This is a genomic window from Streptomyces sp. NBC_00820 (assembly GCF_036347055.1).
Lineage (GTDB): Bacteria > Actinomycetota > Actinomycetes > Streptomycetales > Streptomycetaceae > Streptomyces.
Window position 1 is genome coordinate 1,956,393 of the sequence record NZ_CP108882.1, and the last position, 15,053, is coordinate 1,971,445.

At 71.6% G+C, this 15,053-nt stretch carries 13 protein-coding genes; 8 read left to right on the plus strand and 5 right to left on the minus strand.

What is annotated here, in order from left to right; all coding sequences use genetic code 11:
- Nucleotides 1-102: 102 nt before the first annotated feature.
- Genes OIB37_RS08975 through tyrS form a run of 3 tightly spaced genes read left to right on the plus strand, consistent with a single transcriptional unit; the run spans nucleotide 103 to nucleotide 4,342 of the window.
- Entirely contained in the window at nucleotides 103-1,626 is a 1,524-nt protein-coding gene (locus OIB37_RS08975; protein WP_330457002.1) for a TldD/PmbA family protein, read from the plus strand.
- Complete coding sequence (locus OIB37_RS08980) at nucleotides 1,623-3,017, plus strand: metallopeptidase TldD-related protein (RefSeq protein WP_330457003.1); 1,395 nt, start codon at nucleotides 1,623-1,625, stop codon at nucleotides 3,015-3,017. Before OIB37_RS08975 ends, OIB37_RS08980 begins: the two co-directional genes overlap by 4 nt.
- A gap of 56 nt (nucleotides 3,018-3,073) precedes the next feature.
- The gene (gene tyrS / locus OIB37_RS08985; protein ID WP_330457004.1) at nucleotides 3,074-4,342 is read left to right on the plus strand and encodes a tyrosine--tRNA ligase; all 1,269 of its coding nucleotides are present in this window, start codon (nucleotides 3,074-3,076) and stop codon (nucleotides 4,340-4,342) included.
- Nucleotides 4,343-4,399: 57 nt separating this feature from the next.
- Here the strand turns inward: tyrS and OIB37_RS08990 are convergent, their stop codons facing one another.
- Nucleotides 4,400-4,678: a GlsB/YeaQ/YmgE family stress response membrane protein gene (locus OIB37_RS08990; RefSeq protein WP_330457005.1), complete on the minus strand. Its 279-nt coding sequence runs from the start codon at nucleotides 4,676-4,678 to the stop codon at nucleotides 4,400-4,402.
- Between the two features lie 246 nt (nucleotides 4,679-4,924).
- Between OIB37_RS08990 and OIB37_RS08995 the strand changes: the two genes are divergently transcribed.
- Nucleotides 4,925-5,359: a DUF3099 domain-containing protein gene (locus tag OIB37_RS08995; protein WP_330457006.1), complete on the plus strand. Its 435-nt coding sequence runs from the start codon at nucleotides 4,925-4,927 to the stop codon at nucleotides 5,357-5,359.
- Between the two features lie 213 nt (nucleotides 5,360-5,572).
- Nucleotides 5,573-5,800 (plus strand): hypothetical protein, encoded by a 228-nt coding sequence (locus tag OIB37_RS09000; RefSeq protein WP_330457007.1) that lies wholly within the window; start codon nucleotides 5,573-5,575, stop codon nucleotides 5,798-5,800.
- Here the strand turns inward: OIB37_RS09000 and moaA are convergent.
- The 3 genes from moaA to OIB37_RS09015 form a co-directional block, all read right to left on the minus strand.
- Complete coding sequence (gene moaA, locus OIB37_RS09005; protein WP_330457008.1) at nucleotides 5,783-6,772, minus strand: GTP 3',8-cyclase MoaA; 990 nt, start codon at nucleotides 6,770-6,772, stop codon at nucleotides 5,783-5,785. The two genes, OIB37_RS09000 and moaA, sit on opposite strands and share 18 nt — an antisense overlap.
- Nucleotides 6,773-6,935: 163 nt before the next feature.
- Complete coding sequence (locus OIB37_RS09010; protein ID WP_330457009.1) at nucleotides 6,936-8,561, minus strand: solute symporter family protein; 1,626 nt, start codon at nucleotides 8,559-8,561, stop codon at nucleotides 6,936-6,938.
- Nucleotides 8,558-8,914: a DUF485 domain-containing protein gene (locus OIB37_RS09015; protein WP_330457010.1), complete on the minus strand. Its 357-nt coding sequence runs from the start codon at nucleotides 8,912-8,914 to the stop codon at nucleotides 8,558-8,560. The genes OIB37_RS09010 and OIB37_RS09015 overlap by 4 nt, the downstream gene beginning before the upstream one ends.
- Nucleotides 8,915-9,212: 298 nt before the next feature.
- Between OIB37_RS09015 and OIB37_RS09020 the strand changes: the two genes are divergently transcribed.
- The 3 genes from OIB37_RS09020 to OIB37_RS09030 all read left to right on the plus strand — a co-directional run bounded on the left by OIB37_RS09020 (nucleotide 9,213) and on the right by OIB37_RS09030 (nucleotide 13,820).
- Complete coding sequence (locus tag OIB37_RS09020; protein WP_330457011.1) at nucleotides 9,213-10,745, plus strand: S8 family peptidase; 1,533 nt, start codon at nucleotides 9,213-9,215, stop codon at nucleotides 10,743-10,745.
- A gap of 64 nt (nucleotides 10,746-10,809) precedes the next feature.
- Nucleotides 10,810-12,351 carry a S8 family peptidase gene (locus OIB37_RS09025; protein WP_330457012.1) on the plus strand — a complete coding sequence of 514 codons (1,542 nt, stop codon included), beginning with the start codon at nucleotides 10,810-10,812 and terminating at the stop codon, nucleotides 12,349-12,351.
- A 92-nt stretch (nucleotides 12,352-12,443) separates the two neighbouring features.
- Entirely contained in the window at nucleotides 12,444-13,820 is a 1,377-nt protein-coding gene (locus OIB37_RS09030; RefSeq protein WP_330457013.1) for a CoA transferase, read from the plus strand.
- A gap of 129 nt (nucleotides 13,821-13,949) precedes the next feature.
- On the opposite strand, the gene OIB37_RS09035 is transcribed toward OIB37_RS09030, so the two are convergent.
- Entirely contained in the window at nucleotides 13,950-14,996 is a 1,047-nt protein-coding gene (locus OIB37_RS09035) for a zinc-dependent alcohol dehydrogenase family protein (RefSeq protein ID WP_330457014.1), read from the minus strand.
- Nucleotides 14,997-15,053: the final 57 nt, after the last annotated feature.

Here is a 15,053-nt window from a genome sequence, read left to right on the forward strand (position 1 = left end):
ATCCCTACAGAAAGCACCGGAGCCCGGCCGAAACCTGTAGTGCCCGGGCCGGCTCCCGCGACATGATCTGACCCGACAGGCGACGACAGCAGGGAGACCTCCGTGCCCCATTCCATCGACGAAGCGTTCCTCGCGCTTCCGCTACGCGCTCTGGCCGACGCCGCGCTCGCACGGGCGCGTGCGCTCGGTGCAGAGCACGCGGACTTCCGGTTCGAGCGGGTGCGCAGCGCGTCCTGGCGGCTGAGGGACGCGAAGCCGGCCGGTACGTCGGACACCACCGACCTCGGCTACGCGGTCCGGGTCGTGCACGGCGGTACGTGGGGCTTCGCCTCCGGGGTGGACCTGACCATGGACGCGGCGGCGAAGGTCGCCTCGCAGGCGGTGGCGATGGCGAAGCTCTCCGCCAAGGTGATCAAGGCGGCGGGCTCGGACGAGCGAGTGGAGCTGGCCGACGAGCCGGTGCACGCCGACCGGACGTGGGTCTCGTCGTACGAGATCGACCCGTTCTCGGTACCCGCCGAGGAGAAGGCGACGCTGCTCGCCGAGTGGAGCGCGCGGCTGCTGGCCGCGAAGGGCGTGAACCACGTGGACGCCTCGCTGCTCACCGTGCACGAGAACAAGTTCTACGCCGACACCGCGGGCACCGTGACCACCCAGCAGCGGGTGCGGCTGCACCCGGAACTGACCGCGGTGTCGGTGGACGAGTCCAGCGGCGAGTTCGACTCGATGCGGACCGTCGCGCCGCCCGTGGGGCGCGGCTGGGAGTACCTGACGGGTACGGGCTGGGACTGGGACGGCGAGCTGGAGCGGATCCCGGAGCTGCTGGCCGAGAAGATGCGGGCGCCGAGCGTGCGGCCGGGGCTGTACGACCTGGTGGTCGACCCGTCAAACCTGTGGCTGACCATCCACGAGTCCATCGGCCACGCCACCGAGCTGGACCGCGCGCTCGGCTACGAGGCCGCCTACGCCGGCACCTCCTTCGCCACCTTCGACCAGCTCGGCAAGCTGCGCTACGGCTCGGAGCTGATGAACGTCACCGGCGACCGCACCGCCGAGCACGGCCTCGCGACCATCGGGTACGACGACGAAGGTGTCGCGGCGCAGTCCTGGGACCTGGTGAAGGACGGCACGCTCGTCGGGTACCAGCTGGACCGCAGGATCGCGAAGCTGACCGGGTCCGAGCGGTCCAACGGGTGCGCGTACGCCGACTCCCCCGCGCACGTGCCGGTGCAGCGCATGGCCAACGTGTCCCTGCGGCCGGATCCGGCCGGGCTCTCCACCGAGGACCTGATCGGGGGCGTCGACCGGGGCATCTACGTCGTCGGCGACCGGTCCTGGTCGATCGACATGCAGCGCTACAACTTCCAGTTCACCGGGCAGCGCTTCTTCAAGATCGAGAACGGGCGGATCACCGGGCAGCTGAAGGACGTCGCCTACCAGGCGACGACCACCGACTTCTGGGGCTCGATGACGGCCGTCGGCGGCCCTCAGACCTATGTCCTCGGCGGTGCCTTCAACTGCGGCAAGGCCCAGCCGGGCCAGGTCGCCGCGGTGTCCCACGGCTGCCCCTCGGCCCTCTTCCGAGGCGTCAACATTCTGAACACCACGCAGGAGGCAGGCCGATGAGCGCCCGCAGCAACAAGCCGCACGAGATCGTCGAGCAGGCCCTCGCGCTGTCCCGGGCCGACGGCTGCGTCGTCATCGCCGACGAGCAGTCGACCGCCAACCTGCGCTGGGCCGGCAACGCGCTCACCACCAACGGCGTCACCCGCGGCCGTACCCTCACGGTGATCGCGACCGTGGACGGCCAGGAGGGCACCGCCTCCGGTGTCGTGTCGCGCTCCGCGGTGACGGCGCGGGAACTGGAGCCGCTGGTGCGGGCCGCCGAGGCCGCCGCGCGCGGGGCCGGGCCCGCCGAGGACGCGCAGCCGCTGGTCGGCGGTGTGCCGGAGTCCCCGGACTTCCGGGACGCGCCCGCCGAGACCTCCTCCGCGGTGTTCGCCGACTTCGCCCCGGCGCTCGGTGAGGCCTTCGCGACGGCGCGTGCGGGCGGTCGCGAGCTGTACGGCTTCGCCAACCACGAGATGGTGTCGACGTACGTGGGGACCTCCACGGGGCTGCGGCTCAGGCACGACCAGCCGACCGGCACGCTGGAACTGAACGCCAAGTCCCCGGACCACACGCGCTCGGCTTGGGCGGGCCGCTCGACGCGGACCTTCAAGGACGTCGACCCGGGCGCCCTCGACGCCGAGCTGGCCGTACGCCTGGGCTGGGCCGAGCGGCGGGTGGAGCTGCCCGCGGGCCGCTACGAGACGCTGCTGCCGCCGACCGCGGTCGCGGACCTGCTGATCTACCAGCTGTGGTCGGCGTCGGGCAGGGACGCGGCCGAGGGCCGGACGGTGTTCTCCCGGCCGGGCGGCGGCACCCGCGTCGGCGAGCGGCTCACCGGGCTGCCGCTGAGCCTGCGCAGCGACCCGAACGAGCCGGGCCTGGAGTGCTCGCCGTTCGTGGTCGCCCACTCCTCCGGCGGCGACCAGTCGGTGTTCGACAACGGGCTGCCGGTGCGCTCCACCGAGTGGATCGACGAGGGGGTGCTCCGGAATCTGACCACCACCCGGCACAGTGCGGGCCTGACCGGGCTGCCGGTCGCCCCGGCCCTCGGGAACCTGATCCTGGACGGCGGCGAGGACCGTTCCCTGGAGGAGATGGTCGCGGACACCGAGCGCGGGCTGCTGCTGACCTGCCTGTGGTACATCCGCGAGGTCGACCCGGCGACGCTGCTGCTCACGGGCCTGACCCGGGACGGCGTCTACCTCGTGGAGAACGGCGAGGTGACCGGTCAGGTGAACAACTTCCGGTTCAACGAGTCGCCGGTGGACGTGCTCGGCAGGGCCTCGGAGGCGGGCCGTACGGAGAAGACGCTGCCGCGCGAGTGGAGCGACTGGTTCACCCGTGCCGCGATGCCCGCGCTGCGCATCCCGGATTTCAATATGAGCTCTGTCAGCCAGGGCGTATAACCTCGTAGTCGGCTGTCACCCGACGGCCGACTGATCATCAAGGAGACACGAGAACCGTGACGGACATCGTCGACGAGCTGAAGTGGCGTGGGCTGTTCGCCCTGTCCACCGACGAGGACGCTTTGCGCAAGGCGCTCGCGGACGGTCCCGTCACGTTCTATTGCGGCTTCGACCCGACCGCGCCGTCGCTCCATGTGGGACATCTGGTGCAGGTGCTCACCGTGCGCCGGCTCCAGCAGGCCGGACACCGGCCGCTGGCGCTGGTCGGCGGCGCGACGGGCCAGATCGGTGACCCGCGCCCCACCGCCGAGCGTACGCTGAACGACCCGGAGACGGTGGCCGGCTGGGTGGGCAGGCTGCGCTCCCAGATCGAGCCGTTCCTGTCCTTCGAGGGCGAGAACGCGGCGATCATGGTGAACAACCTCGACTGGACCGCGAACCTCACCGCGATCGAGTTCCTGCGGGACATCGGCAAGCACTTCCGCGTCAACAAGATGCTGACGAAGGACTCCGTGGCCCGCCGCCTGGAGTCCGACCAGGGCATCAGCTACACCGAGTTCAGCTACCAGCTCCTGCAGGGCATGGACTTCCTGCAGCTGTACCGGCGGTACGGCTGCACGCTCCAGCAGGGCGGCAGCGACCAGTGGGGCAACCTCACGGCCGGTCTCGACCTGATCCACCGGCTGGAGCCGGAGGCGGAGGCGCACGCGCTGGCCACCCCGCTGATGACCAAGGCCGACGGCACCAAGTTCGGCAAGACCGAGGGCGGCGCCATCTGGCTCGACCCGGAGATGACGACGCCGTACGCGTTCTACCAGTTCTGGCTGAACGTGGACGACCGGGACATCACGAAGTACATGCGGATCCTCTCCTTCAAGTCCCGCGAGGAGATCGAGGAGCTGGAGCGGCAGACCGAGGAGCGCCCGCAGGCCCGTGCCGCGCAGCGTGCGCTGGCCGAGGAGCTGACGACGCTGGTGCACGGTGCCGAGCAGACGGCCGCCGTGATCGCCGCGTCCAAGGCGCTGTTCGGTCAGGGCGAGCTGGCGGAGCTGGACGAGCGGACGCTGGCGGCGGCGCTGTCCGAGGTGCCGCACGTCCAGGTCGCCGAGCTGGGTCTGGTGACCGACCTGCTCGCCGAGACCGGCCTGGTCGCGAGCAAGTCGGCGGCGCGCCGGACGGTCAAGGAGGGCGGTGCCTACGTGAACAACGTGAAGGTGACCGCCGAGGACGCGGTGCCGGCCGCCGGGGACCTGATCCACGGCCGCTGGCTGGTGCTGCGCCGGGGCAAGAAGAACCTGGCGGCGGTCGAGGTCAAGGGCGCCTGAGTCAGAGTGAAGGGCGGCTTCCCGTGCGCGGGGAGCCGCCCTTCGCCGTGTCCGCCCTCAGGCCCGCGCTCTGCGTTTGCCCAGCGTCTCGCGGTAGAGGATGTCGCCGACGAACACGATGATGATCGCCGCGACGAGCTGGAAGACGTGCCGGCTCCAGTCGATGCCGCGGGTCGTCTCGACGCCTGCCGCGCGGGCGACGGCGTTGCCCACGAGGGCGCCGAGAATGCCACAGATGGTGGTCAGCCACAGGGGGCTGTGCTGCTTGCCCGGGATGAGCGCCTTCGCGATGAGGCCGAGCACGAATCCCACGATGATCGCCCACAGCCAGCCCATGGCCGCCTCCTCGTCCGTATGTATGTGTGCATTGGGGCCAGTCTGGGCGCACGGGCCGTACGGCGCCTGCCGGATACCCTCGTACGTACCCCGGGTGGTGGTGTTCGCGCAGGCGGGAGGCGACCCGGTCTCGTGGGCGGCGGGGGCGCGGCGTACCGTGGGAGGTGTTCCGGCCCGGTTCCCCGCCGAGCCCGGGCGTCGAGTGCGGGCCGGGGAGAGTCCGATGCGGGCGGATGGTGGAATGTGATGCGGAAGCAGCACGGCGGCGGCGTCCAGGTGTTCCGGATCACCGGCGCCCGGACCGGGCTCGCCGAGGACGTACGGGGCCGGCAGCGGCGGTACGTCATCTCGATGGCGATCCGTACCGTGTCGGTGATTCTCGCGGCCTCGCTCTGGAACGTGGAACGGTACGTCGCGATCGTGGCGCTGGTGCTGGGCGCGCTGCTGCCCTATGTCGCCGTGGTGATCGCGAACGCCGGCCGGGAACGGCCGCCTTCGCTTCCGTCGACCTTCGTCACCACGCCGATGAAGGTGGGGGCGCCTTCCACGCTTTCGCCGGTGGCGGAGATCGCGCCGCCCGCGCGGGAGGCAGAGGCGGAATCCGCGAAGGGTGACGTACCGCCGGATCCCGCGGCGGGGGCGGCCGGGAGCGGTCCTACCGGGCCTGACCACGGAGCGTGAGGCAAGCGGAGCGCGGGTTCCCGCCAAGCTCAGGAAAAGCTCAGATCAATCGTGCAGTTCCGGTGCCGGGCGGCAGGTGACCCGTGACATACTGCGTACGCGCTCCGCATCCCCCGTCGGAGCGACAGACCGACGCCGGGCAGCTCCCCCCGTGGCTGCTCGGCGTCGCCTTGTTCGCACCCGTTTTCCGCACCCGTTCTGTGAGACGAAGCCGTGAGTGAGCCGACGCCGATCTGTTCCGCCAAGGGGTGTCGTGCCGACGCCGTGTGGGTGCTGGCGTGGAACAACCCCAAGGTCCACACGCCGGAGCGGCGCAAGACGTGGCTCGCGTGCGACGAGCATCGCGAGCATCTGTCGCAGTTCCTCGGGGTCCGGGGCTTCCTGAAGGATGTCGTGCCGTTCACCGAGTGGGACGGGACCGGTTCAGCCGCCGATCGCTGACATGGGCCGGTCCGGCTGCACGAACGACGGGTCGTCCAGTCCCGCTCCCGCCTTCTTGCCCCACATCGCCTGACGCCAGACGCGGGCGATCTCCTCGTCGGGCGCGTCGGAGCGCAGGGCCGTGCGCAGGTCGGTCTCCTCCGTGGCGAAGAGGCAGGAACGTATCTGACCGTCCGCGGTGAGACGGGTGCGGTCGCAGGCCGCGCAGAACGGGCGGGTGACCGAGGCGATCACGCCGACCCGCTGCGGGCCGCCGTCGACCAGCCAGCGCTCCGCCGGTGCCGAGCCGCGCTCCGCCGTCCCCTCGGGGGTGAGGTCGAAGCGGGTGCGCAGCGAGGCCAGGATGTCGGCGGCGGTGACCATGCCCTCGCGCTTCCAGCCGTGCTGGGCGTCCAGGGGCATCTGCTCGATGAAGCGCAGTTCGTACTCGTGCTCCAGGGCCCAGGCCAGCAGGTCGGGGGCCTCGTCGGCGTTCAGGCCGGGCATCAGGACCGAGTTGACCTTGACCGGGGTGAGACCGGCGTCGTGGGCGGCCGCGAGACCGTCGAGGACGTCCTTGTGGCGGTCGCGGCGGGTCAGGGTCTTGAAGACGTCCGGGCGCAGGGTGTCGAGGGAGACGTTGACCCGGTCCAGGCCCGCCTGCTTCAGGGCGGCGGCGGTCCGCTTGAGACCGATGCCGTTGGTGGTGATCGACATCTGGGGGCGCGGGGCGAGGGCCGCGACGCGCTCGACGATGCCCACGACGCCGGGGCGCAGCAGCGGCTCGCCGCCGGTGAAGCGGACCTCCTCGATGCCGAGCAGGCGTACCGCGATGTCGATCAGGCGGACGATCTCGTCGTCCGTGAGCAGATCGGGCTTCGCCAGCCACTGCAGGCCCTCCTCGGGCATGCAGTAGGTGCAGCGCAGATTGCACCGGTCGGTCAGCGAGACCCTCAGGTCGGTGGCCACTCGGCCATAGGTGTCGATGAGCACGTGGGCCCCCTCCCTCGTTCTTCGGTACGGAGCGTTCATCTCCTGCCACCTGCGAGCCTACGCGAGACCACCGACATCGACAGCCGCTCAGCCCCCGTGCGATACGACGAAGCCGCGTCGCGGGGACCGTGCGGGCCCCGCGGCGCGGCTGATGTCGCGGATCTCAGTGCGCTCCGGTGCCGGTCAGGGACCGTACCTCCAGTTCGGCGTACTTGCCGGCGTCCGGGACCTCCTTGGACAGCAGGGTGCCCACCACGCCCAGCAGGAAGCCGACCGGGATCGAGATGATTCCCGGGTTCTCCAGCGGGAACCAGTGGAAGTCGGCGTCGGGGAACATCGAGGTGGGTTTGCCCGACACGACCGGCGAGAACAGCACCAGGCCGACCGCGGTGACCAGGCCGCCGTAGATCGACCACAGGGCGCCGGAGGTGGTGAACCGCTTCCAGAACAGGCTGTAGAGGAGGGTCGGCAGGTTCGCGGAGGCGGCGACGGCGAAGGCGAGGGCCACCAGGCCGGCCACGTTCAGGTCGCGGGAGAGGGTGCCCAGGACGATCGAGACGGCGCCGATGCCGACGGTCGCGTACCGGGCCGCGTTGATCTCCTGCTTCTCCGTCGCCTGGCCCTTCCTGATGACGTTGGCGTAGATGTCGTGGGCGAACGACGAGGACGAGGCCAGGGTGAGGCCGGCGACGACCGCGAGGATGGTGGCGAAGGCGACCGCGGAGATGGTGGCCAGCAGGATGGCGCCCCAGCTGGAGTCCACGCCCCCGAGGTGCAGCGCGAGCAGGGGGGCGGCGGTGTTGCCCGCCTTGTTGGAGGCGATGATCTCGTCCGGCTTGATCAGCGCGGCCGCGCCGAAGCCGAGGGCGAGGGTCATCAGGTAGAAGGCGCCGATCAGGCCGATCGCCCAGATCACGGACTTGCGGGCGGCCTTGGCGGTCGGGACCGTGTAGAAGCGGATCAGGATGTGCGGCAGGCCCGCGGTGCCGAGGACCAGGGCGATGCCGAGGGAGAGGAAGTCCAGCTTGGTGGTGCCGGTGGCGCCGTACTTCAGGCCGGGCTCCAGGAACGCCGAGCCCTTGCCGCTGTTGTCGGCGGCCTTGCCGAGCAGGTCCGAGACGTCGAAGTGGAACTTCAGCAGGACCAGGAAGGTCAGCAGGACGGCACCGGCGATCAGCAGGACCGCCTTGACCATCTGGACCCAGGTGGTGCCCTTCATGCCGCCGATGGTGACGTACACGATCATCAGGACGCCGACCAGGGCGACGATGCCGATCTTGCCGCCGTCGCTGGTGATGCCCAGGAGCAGGGAGACGAGGACGCCCGCGCCGGCCATCTGGGCGAGCAGGTAGAAGATCGACACGACGATGGTGGAGACGCCGGCGGCCGTACGGACGGGCCGCTGGCGCATCCGGTAGGCCAGGACGTCGCCCATCGTGTAGCGGCCGGAGTTGCGCAGCGGCTCGGCGACCAGGAGCAGGGCGACCAGCCAGGCGACCAGGAAGCCGATGGAGTACAGGAAGCCGTCGTAGCCGAACAGGGCGATGGCGCCGGCGATGCCGAGGAAGGACGCGGCGGACATGTAGTCGCCGGAGACGGCGAGGCCGTTCTGGAAGCCTGTGAACTGCCGTCCGCCGGCGTAGAAGTCGGCGGCGTCCTTGGTCTGGCGGCCGGCCCAGACGGTGATAACGAGGGTCGCGGCGACGAACACCGCGAACAGTGTGATGATCAGCGGCCGGTGTTCGCTCGCCTCGCCGGCGGCGAGCAGGGTGTGCTGTGCGGGGCTCATGCGCCGCCCTCCATCCGGGACTTGATGGCCTCGGCCTTGGGGTCGAGCTTGGCGGCGGCGTGGCGCGCGTACCACCAGGCGATGAGGAACGTGGTGAGGAACTGAGCGAGGCCCAGGACGAGGGCCACGTTGATGTTGCCGGCCACCTTGGTGCCCATGAAGCCGCCCGCGTAGTTGGAGAGCAGGACGTACAGCAGGTACCAGGCGATGAAGGCGATGGTCAGCGGGAAGGCGAAGGAGCGGTGCGCGCGGCGCAGTTCACCGAACTCCGCGCTGTGCTGCACCTCGGTGAACTCCTCGGTGGAGGGAAGGTGGGCCGGTGATTTGGCGGGGGGCGGTGTCTCGGTAGCCACGGAGTCTCCTCGTGTCACGGACATGCGCTGTCGGACTTCGCTCGGACAGGGATCACGCTACCGGGAGTCACCGTTCGCATTCCGAAGGTGATCCCGGCGGGGGGCCGCGATCCTGATGGGCCCCCCGTCCACGGTCACGGCGCCACGCGCGGAGGGGTTCAAGTCCGTCCGGCTCTTTCGGATTGCCCCTTTCGTAGATCAGCCCGTGGAGATAGCTTCACCCTGCGCACTCGTCATGTACCTGCCCGAGCACCACCGTGTCTCGGGCGGATCCGTCTTCGGATGATGTGGAGATCCCATGGCTCATCTGCGTTCCAGACGCCGGCTCGCACTGGCCGTGCCGGTCGTACTGTCCCTGACCGCGTCGTTCGGCTTCCTGCCCTCGGCGGCCTCGGCGGCGACAGTGACGGCGACGACCACGGCGGCGCGGGCGGCGGACTCTCCCCTCCTCGCCTATGTGGTCAACACCAGAGCGGACCATCACACGATCGAGTCGGTGCTGCGGGCGGTCGCCCGCAACGGCGGAACCGTCGTGGCGAGTTACGACCGCATCGGGGTGATCGTCGCGCACTCGGCGAACCCCGGATTCGCGGAGCGGATGCGCGCGGTGCGCGGCGTCGACTCCGCGGGCGCGACGCGCACCGCGCCGCTGGCCCCGGCGGGGACCACGGACGAGGGAGCCGTGCGGGTCCTGTCGAAGGCGGAGGCGGCGAAGGCCGCCAGGAGCGCGACGGCCGGTCAGGAGCCCCTGGAGGCCGACCAGTGGGACCTGCGGGCGATCGGCGCCGACAAGGCGGCGGCCGTCAACCCGGGGAGCAGGAATGTGACCGTCGGGGTGATCGACACAGGCGTCGACGACACCCACCCGGACATCGCCCCGAACTTCTCCCCCTCGCAGAGCGCCAACTGCGTGAGCGGCAAGGCGGACACGACCTACGGCGCCTGGCGTCCGGCGGACGCCGACCACTACCACGGCACCCATGTGGCGGGCGAGATCGCCGCGGCCCGCAACGGGATCGGCGTGGCGGGTGTGGCCCCCGGGGTGAAGGTGGCGAGCATCACCGTGGCCCAGCCGGACGCCACCTCGCTGTTCTACCCGGAGAGCGTGGTCTGCGCCTTCGTGTTCGCGGCGGACCACGGCATCGAGGTCACCAACAACAGCTACTACGTCGACCCGTGGCTGTACAACTGCATGGACGACCCCGATCAACGTGCCATCGTCGACGCGGTCAACAGGGCCCAGCTGTACGCACAGCGCAAGGGCACGCTCAATGTGGCCTCGGCCGGCAACTCCAACGACGACCTGGACGCGGACGCGCTCACGGACGACTCCAGCCCGGACGACTCGACGGCCGGCACGCGCACGGTCGACCCGCACACGTGCTTCGACGTGCCGACCCAGCTGCCCGGGGTGGTCACCGTCAGCGCGGTGGGCGTCAAGGGCACGAAGTCGTACTACTCCAGCTACGGCCGGGGCGTCGTCGACGTGGCGGCACCGGGCGGGGACAAGTTCCAGATCCCGGACACGCCGTCGCAGAACGGCCGCATCCTGTCCACGCTGCCGAACGGCCAGTACGGCTTCCTCCAGGGCACGTCGATGGCGTCCCCGCACGTCGCCGCCGTGGCCGCGCTGCTGAAGTCGGCCCACCCGCACGCCACCCCGGCCCAGTTGCAGGCCCTGCTGAAGGCCCAGGCGGACAACCCGGGTTGCCCGAGCGCGCCCTACGACGGTGACGGCGACGGGGTCGTGGACGCGACCTGCGCCGGCGGCAAGCGCGTGAACGGCTTCTACGGCTTCGGGGTCGTCGACGCGCTGCGCGCGGTCAGGTAGACGCCACCGGCACGGCTTCCCGCACGGCACGCTCGTACCGCGAACGAACTGGAGAGACAGACACATGACAGCGCCCCAGCCGCGCTTCCGCCGCGCCCTGGTGATCCCGGTCGGGATGGCCATGGCCACGGCCCTCGCGTTCCTGCCCGACGTCACCGCGTCCGCGGCCGACGGCACGTCCCCGGCAGCCGCCGTCCGCACCACGGCCGGCGACGGAACCTCGCTCAGCTACGTCGTCAACGTCCGTCCCGGGCACGGCGTCTCCGCGCGCGTGAAGAAGGCCATCGCCGAGGCCGGCGGGTCGGTGGTGATCGCGTACGACCGGATCGGCGTGATCGTCGTCCACTCCGCGAACCCGGACTTCGCCAGGACCGTCCGCGGGGTCCGCGGGGTGGACTCGGCCGGCGCCACGCGCAACGCGCCGCTGCCCGCCCAGTCCACCACCGACGTGGGCACACCGAAGGTGCTCAGCGCCGGGGAGGTCGCGGCGGCCGGCGCCGGGGCGGCGGCCGGGCAGGACCCGCTGGAGCCGCTCCAGTGGGACCTGCCGGCCATCAAGGCGGAAAAGGCGCACGAGAAGACGCTGGGCAGCCGGAACGTCACGGTCGCCGTCATCGACACGGGCGTCGACGACACCCACCCGGACATCGCGCCCAACTTCGACCGCGACGCCTCCGCCAACTGCGTGTCGGGCAAGCCGGACACGACGGACGGCGCCTGGCGTCCGAGCGCGTCGGAGAGCCCGCACGGCACGCACGTGGCGGGCGAGATCGCGGCCGCGAAGAACGGCGTGGGCGTCACGGGCGTGGCGCCGGGCGTCAAGGTGGCGGGCATCAAGGTCGCCAACCCGAACGGCTACTTCTACACGGAGGCCGTGGTCTGCGGCTTCGTGTGGGCGGCCGAGCACCACGTGGACGTGACCAACAACAGCTATTACACCGACCCGTGGTACTTCAACTGCACCACCGACCCGGACCAGAAGGCGCTCGTCGACGCCGTCACCCGGGCCTCTCGGTACGCGGAGAGGAAGGGCACGGTCAACGTCGCGGCGGCGGGCAACGAGAGCTACGACCTCGCCTCCCGCTCGATCACGGACCCGGTGTCCCCGAACGACGGCACCCCGTCGGACCGGGTGATCGACCCGCGCAAGTGCTTCGACATACCGACCCAGCTGCCGGGCGTGGTGACCGTCGCCGCGACCGGGGCGAAGGGCCTGAAGTCGTCCTTCTCCAACTACGGCCTCGGTGTCGTCGACATCGCGGCGCCCGGCGGCGACTCGACGGGCTATCAGAAGCCGGAGCCCCCGGCGACCAGCGGTCTCATCCTGGGCCCGCTGCCGGGTGGCAAGTGGGGCTACATGGCCGGTACGTCGATGGCGACGCCGCACGTCGTCGGTGTTGCCGCATTGATCAAGTCAACCCATCCGCACGCCTCCGCCGCACTGGTCAAGGCTCTGCTGTACGCGGAGGCCAACGCCACGCCGTGCACGGATCCGTACGACATCGACGGTGACGGCAAGGTCGACGCGGTGTGCCAGGGGTCGAAGAACCACAACGGCTTCTACGGCTGGGGCACGGCGGACGCGCTGGCCGCGGTGACCAGGTAGGGCCCTGTGCGGGGCGGGTCGGCCGGGCGGCGAGCCCGGTCGACCCGCCCCGCACGCATATGTTGATTGAATCAATAATGCATAGTGCAGTCATGACAGACATCAAGTTCGCCTGGACCGCACTGGGCGGCGACCCCGCGCTGACTTCGCGCCTGTCCACGGTCGAGCGCACGGGGACCCTGGAATCGCGCCTGCCGGTACGGCAGCTGGCGCGCGCCTGCGTCGGCGCGTGTGCGCTGGCCGCCGCCGAACTGGGGGCGCGGCGGGCCGGGCTCGGCGAAGTTCCCCGGGCGGTGGTGGACGACGGGGCGGTCGCCGCCGCCTTCCACAGTGAGCGGCTGCTGCGGATGGACGGGCGGGCGCCGGTGTCCTTCGCACCGCTGTCGCGTTTCTGGCGGACGACCGACGGCTGGGTGCGCACCCACGCCAACTACCCGCACCACCGGGCCCGGTTGCTCGCCGCGCTGGGCCTGTCAGAGGGCGCCTCGGTGGAGGAGGCGGCGGGCCGGTTCGCCGAGCGCACCGCCCTGGAGACGGAGGAGGCGGTGTACGAGGCCGGCGGCCTCGCCGTGGCCCTGCGCACCCCCAAGGAGTGGGCGGCCCACGAGCAGTCCGCCCACCTGGCCGCGCGGCCGCTGGTCGAACGCGAACTGCTCGGCCCGGCACGCGCACGCGTGCTCCCGCCACTCGACCCGGCCACCGCTCCCCTGCTGCCGGCCGCCGGGCTCCGCGTCCTGGACCTGACCCGGGTCCTGGCCGGTCCGGTCGCCACCCGCACCCTCGGGCTGCTCGGCGCCGAAGTGCTGCGCCTGGACGCGCCGCACCTGCCCGAACTGGCCGACCAGCACGCCGACACGGGCTTCGGGAAGCGGTCGGCGGCCCTCGATCTCGCCGTCGGCCGGGACGCCTTCGAGGAACTGCTCGCCTCCGCGGACGTCGTGGTCACCGGCTACCGGCCGGGCGCCCTGGACCGGTTCGGGCTGTCCCCCGAGGCGCTGGCCGAGCGGCGCCCGGGCCTGGTCGTGGCGCAGGTGTCGGCGTGGGGCGCTTACGGCCCCTGGCGCGGACGGCGCGGCTTCGACAGCCTGGTCCAGGTGGCCACCGGGATCGCGGCGACCGAGGGCTCGGCCGGGGAACCCGGCGCGCTGCCCGCGCAGGCCCTGGACCACGGCAGCGGCTATCTGCTGGCGGCGGCCGTGCTGCGGGCGCTGGCCGAGCAGTCGTACGACGGGCACAGCCGGCTGGTGCGGCTGGCGCTCGCCCGGACCGCGCGCTGGCTGACGGACGGGATCGAGCCCGCGCCGGCCACGGGTGCCGCCCATGAGGGGCCGGACGCCTGGCTGGCCGAGACGGACAGCCGTCTCGGCCTGCTGCGGTACGCCCTGCCACCGGTGTCCTTCACGGGCGGCCCGGCCGACTGGGCGCGGCCTCCGGTGCCGTGGGGTTCGGACGCGCCGGTCTGGAGCTGAGTACGGTCCGGAGCCGAGCAGGCGAACGGCCGGGCTGTGCGCGCTGTCGCACGGCCCGGCCGTCACGTGTGTGCCGCGACGGCCGGCCGGCGGGTCGGTCCGGTCGCCGGTGACGCGGTCGTCGTCGGCTCAGCCGTTGGTGACGATCACCTTGAGCGCGGTGCGCTCGTCCATCGCCTTGTAGCCGTCCGGCACGCCCTCGATGCCGACGGTCATGTCGAACACCGGCGAGGGGTCGATCGTGCCGTCGAGGACGTCGGGCAGCAGCTCCGGGATGTAGGTGCGGACCGGGGCGACGCCGCCGCGCAGGGCGATGTTGCGGTCGAACATGACGCTGAGGTCCAGGCCGGTGCCGCTGCCGTGGGGCACGCCCACGAAGCCGATCGCGCCGCCGTCGCGGGTGATGTTCACGGCCGTCCGCATGGACTGCTCGGTGCCGACCGCCTCGACCACGCCGTGCGCGCCCTGGCCGCGGGTGAGCTCGCGCACGGCCTCGACGGCCGCGTCCCCGCGCTCGGCAACGACGTCGGTGGCGCCGAAGCGGCGCGCGATGTCGGTGCGGGCCTCGTGGCGGCCGAGGGCGATGATGCGCTCGGCGCCGAGCCGCTTGGCGGCCAGCACGGCGCACAGGCCGACAGCGCCGTCACCGACCACGGCGACCGTGGCACCGGGGCGGGCGCCCGCGCCGAGGGCGGCGTGGTGGCCGGTGCCGAGGACGTCGGAGAGGGTCAGCAGGGCGGACAGCAGGTGGTCGTCGGAGGCCGCCTCCTTGGGCAGCTGGACGAGGGTGCCGTCGGCGAACGGCACGCGGACGGCCTCGCCCTGGCCGCCGTCGTAGCCGACGGAGCCCCAGAAGCCGCCGTGTTCGCAGGAGGTCGTCAGGCCCTCGCGGCAGTAGTCGCAGACGCCGTCGGACCACATGAAGGGCGCGACCACCAGGTCGCCGCGCTTGAGGGTGCCGACCTCGGAGCCGATCTCCTCGACGATGCCGAGGAACTCGTGCCCGATGCGCTGTCCGGCCTGACGCGCCGCCTCACCGCGGTAGGCCCACAGGTCGCTGCCGCAGATGCAGGAGCGCAGCACGCGCACGACGGCGTCGGTGGGCAACTGCACCACGGGCTCGGGGACGTCCTCCACGCGCATGTCGAACGGGGCGTGGATGGTGGTGGCGCGCATGGCGAGGATCCTTCTCGTGCGGTGTCGTGCGGTGCGCCCGAAGGGTGGTCGAGCGCA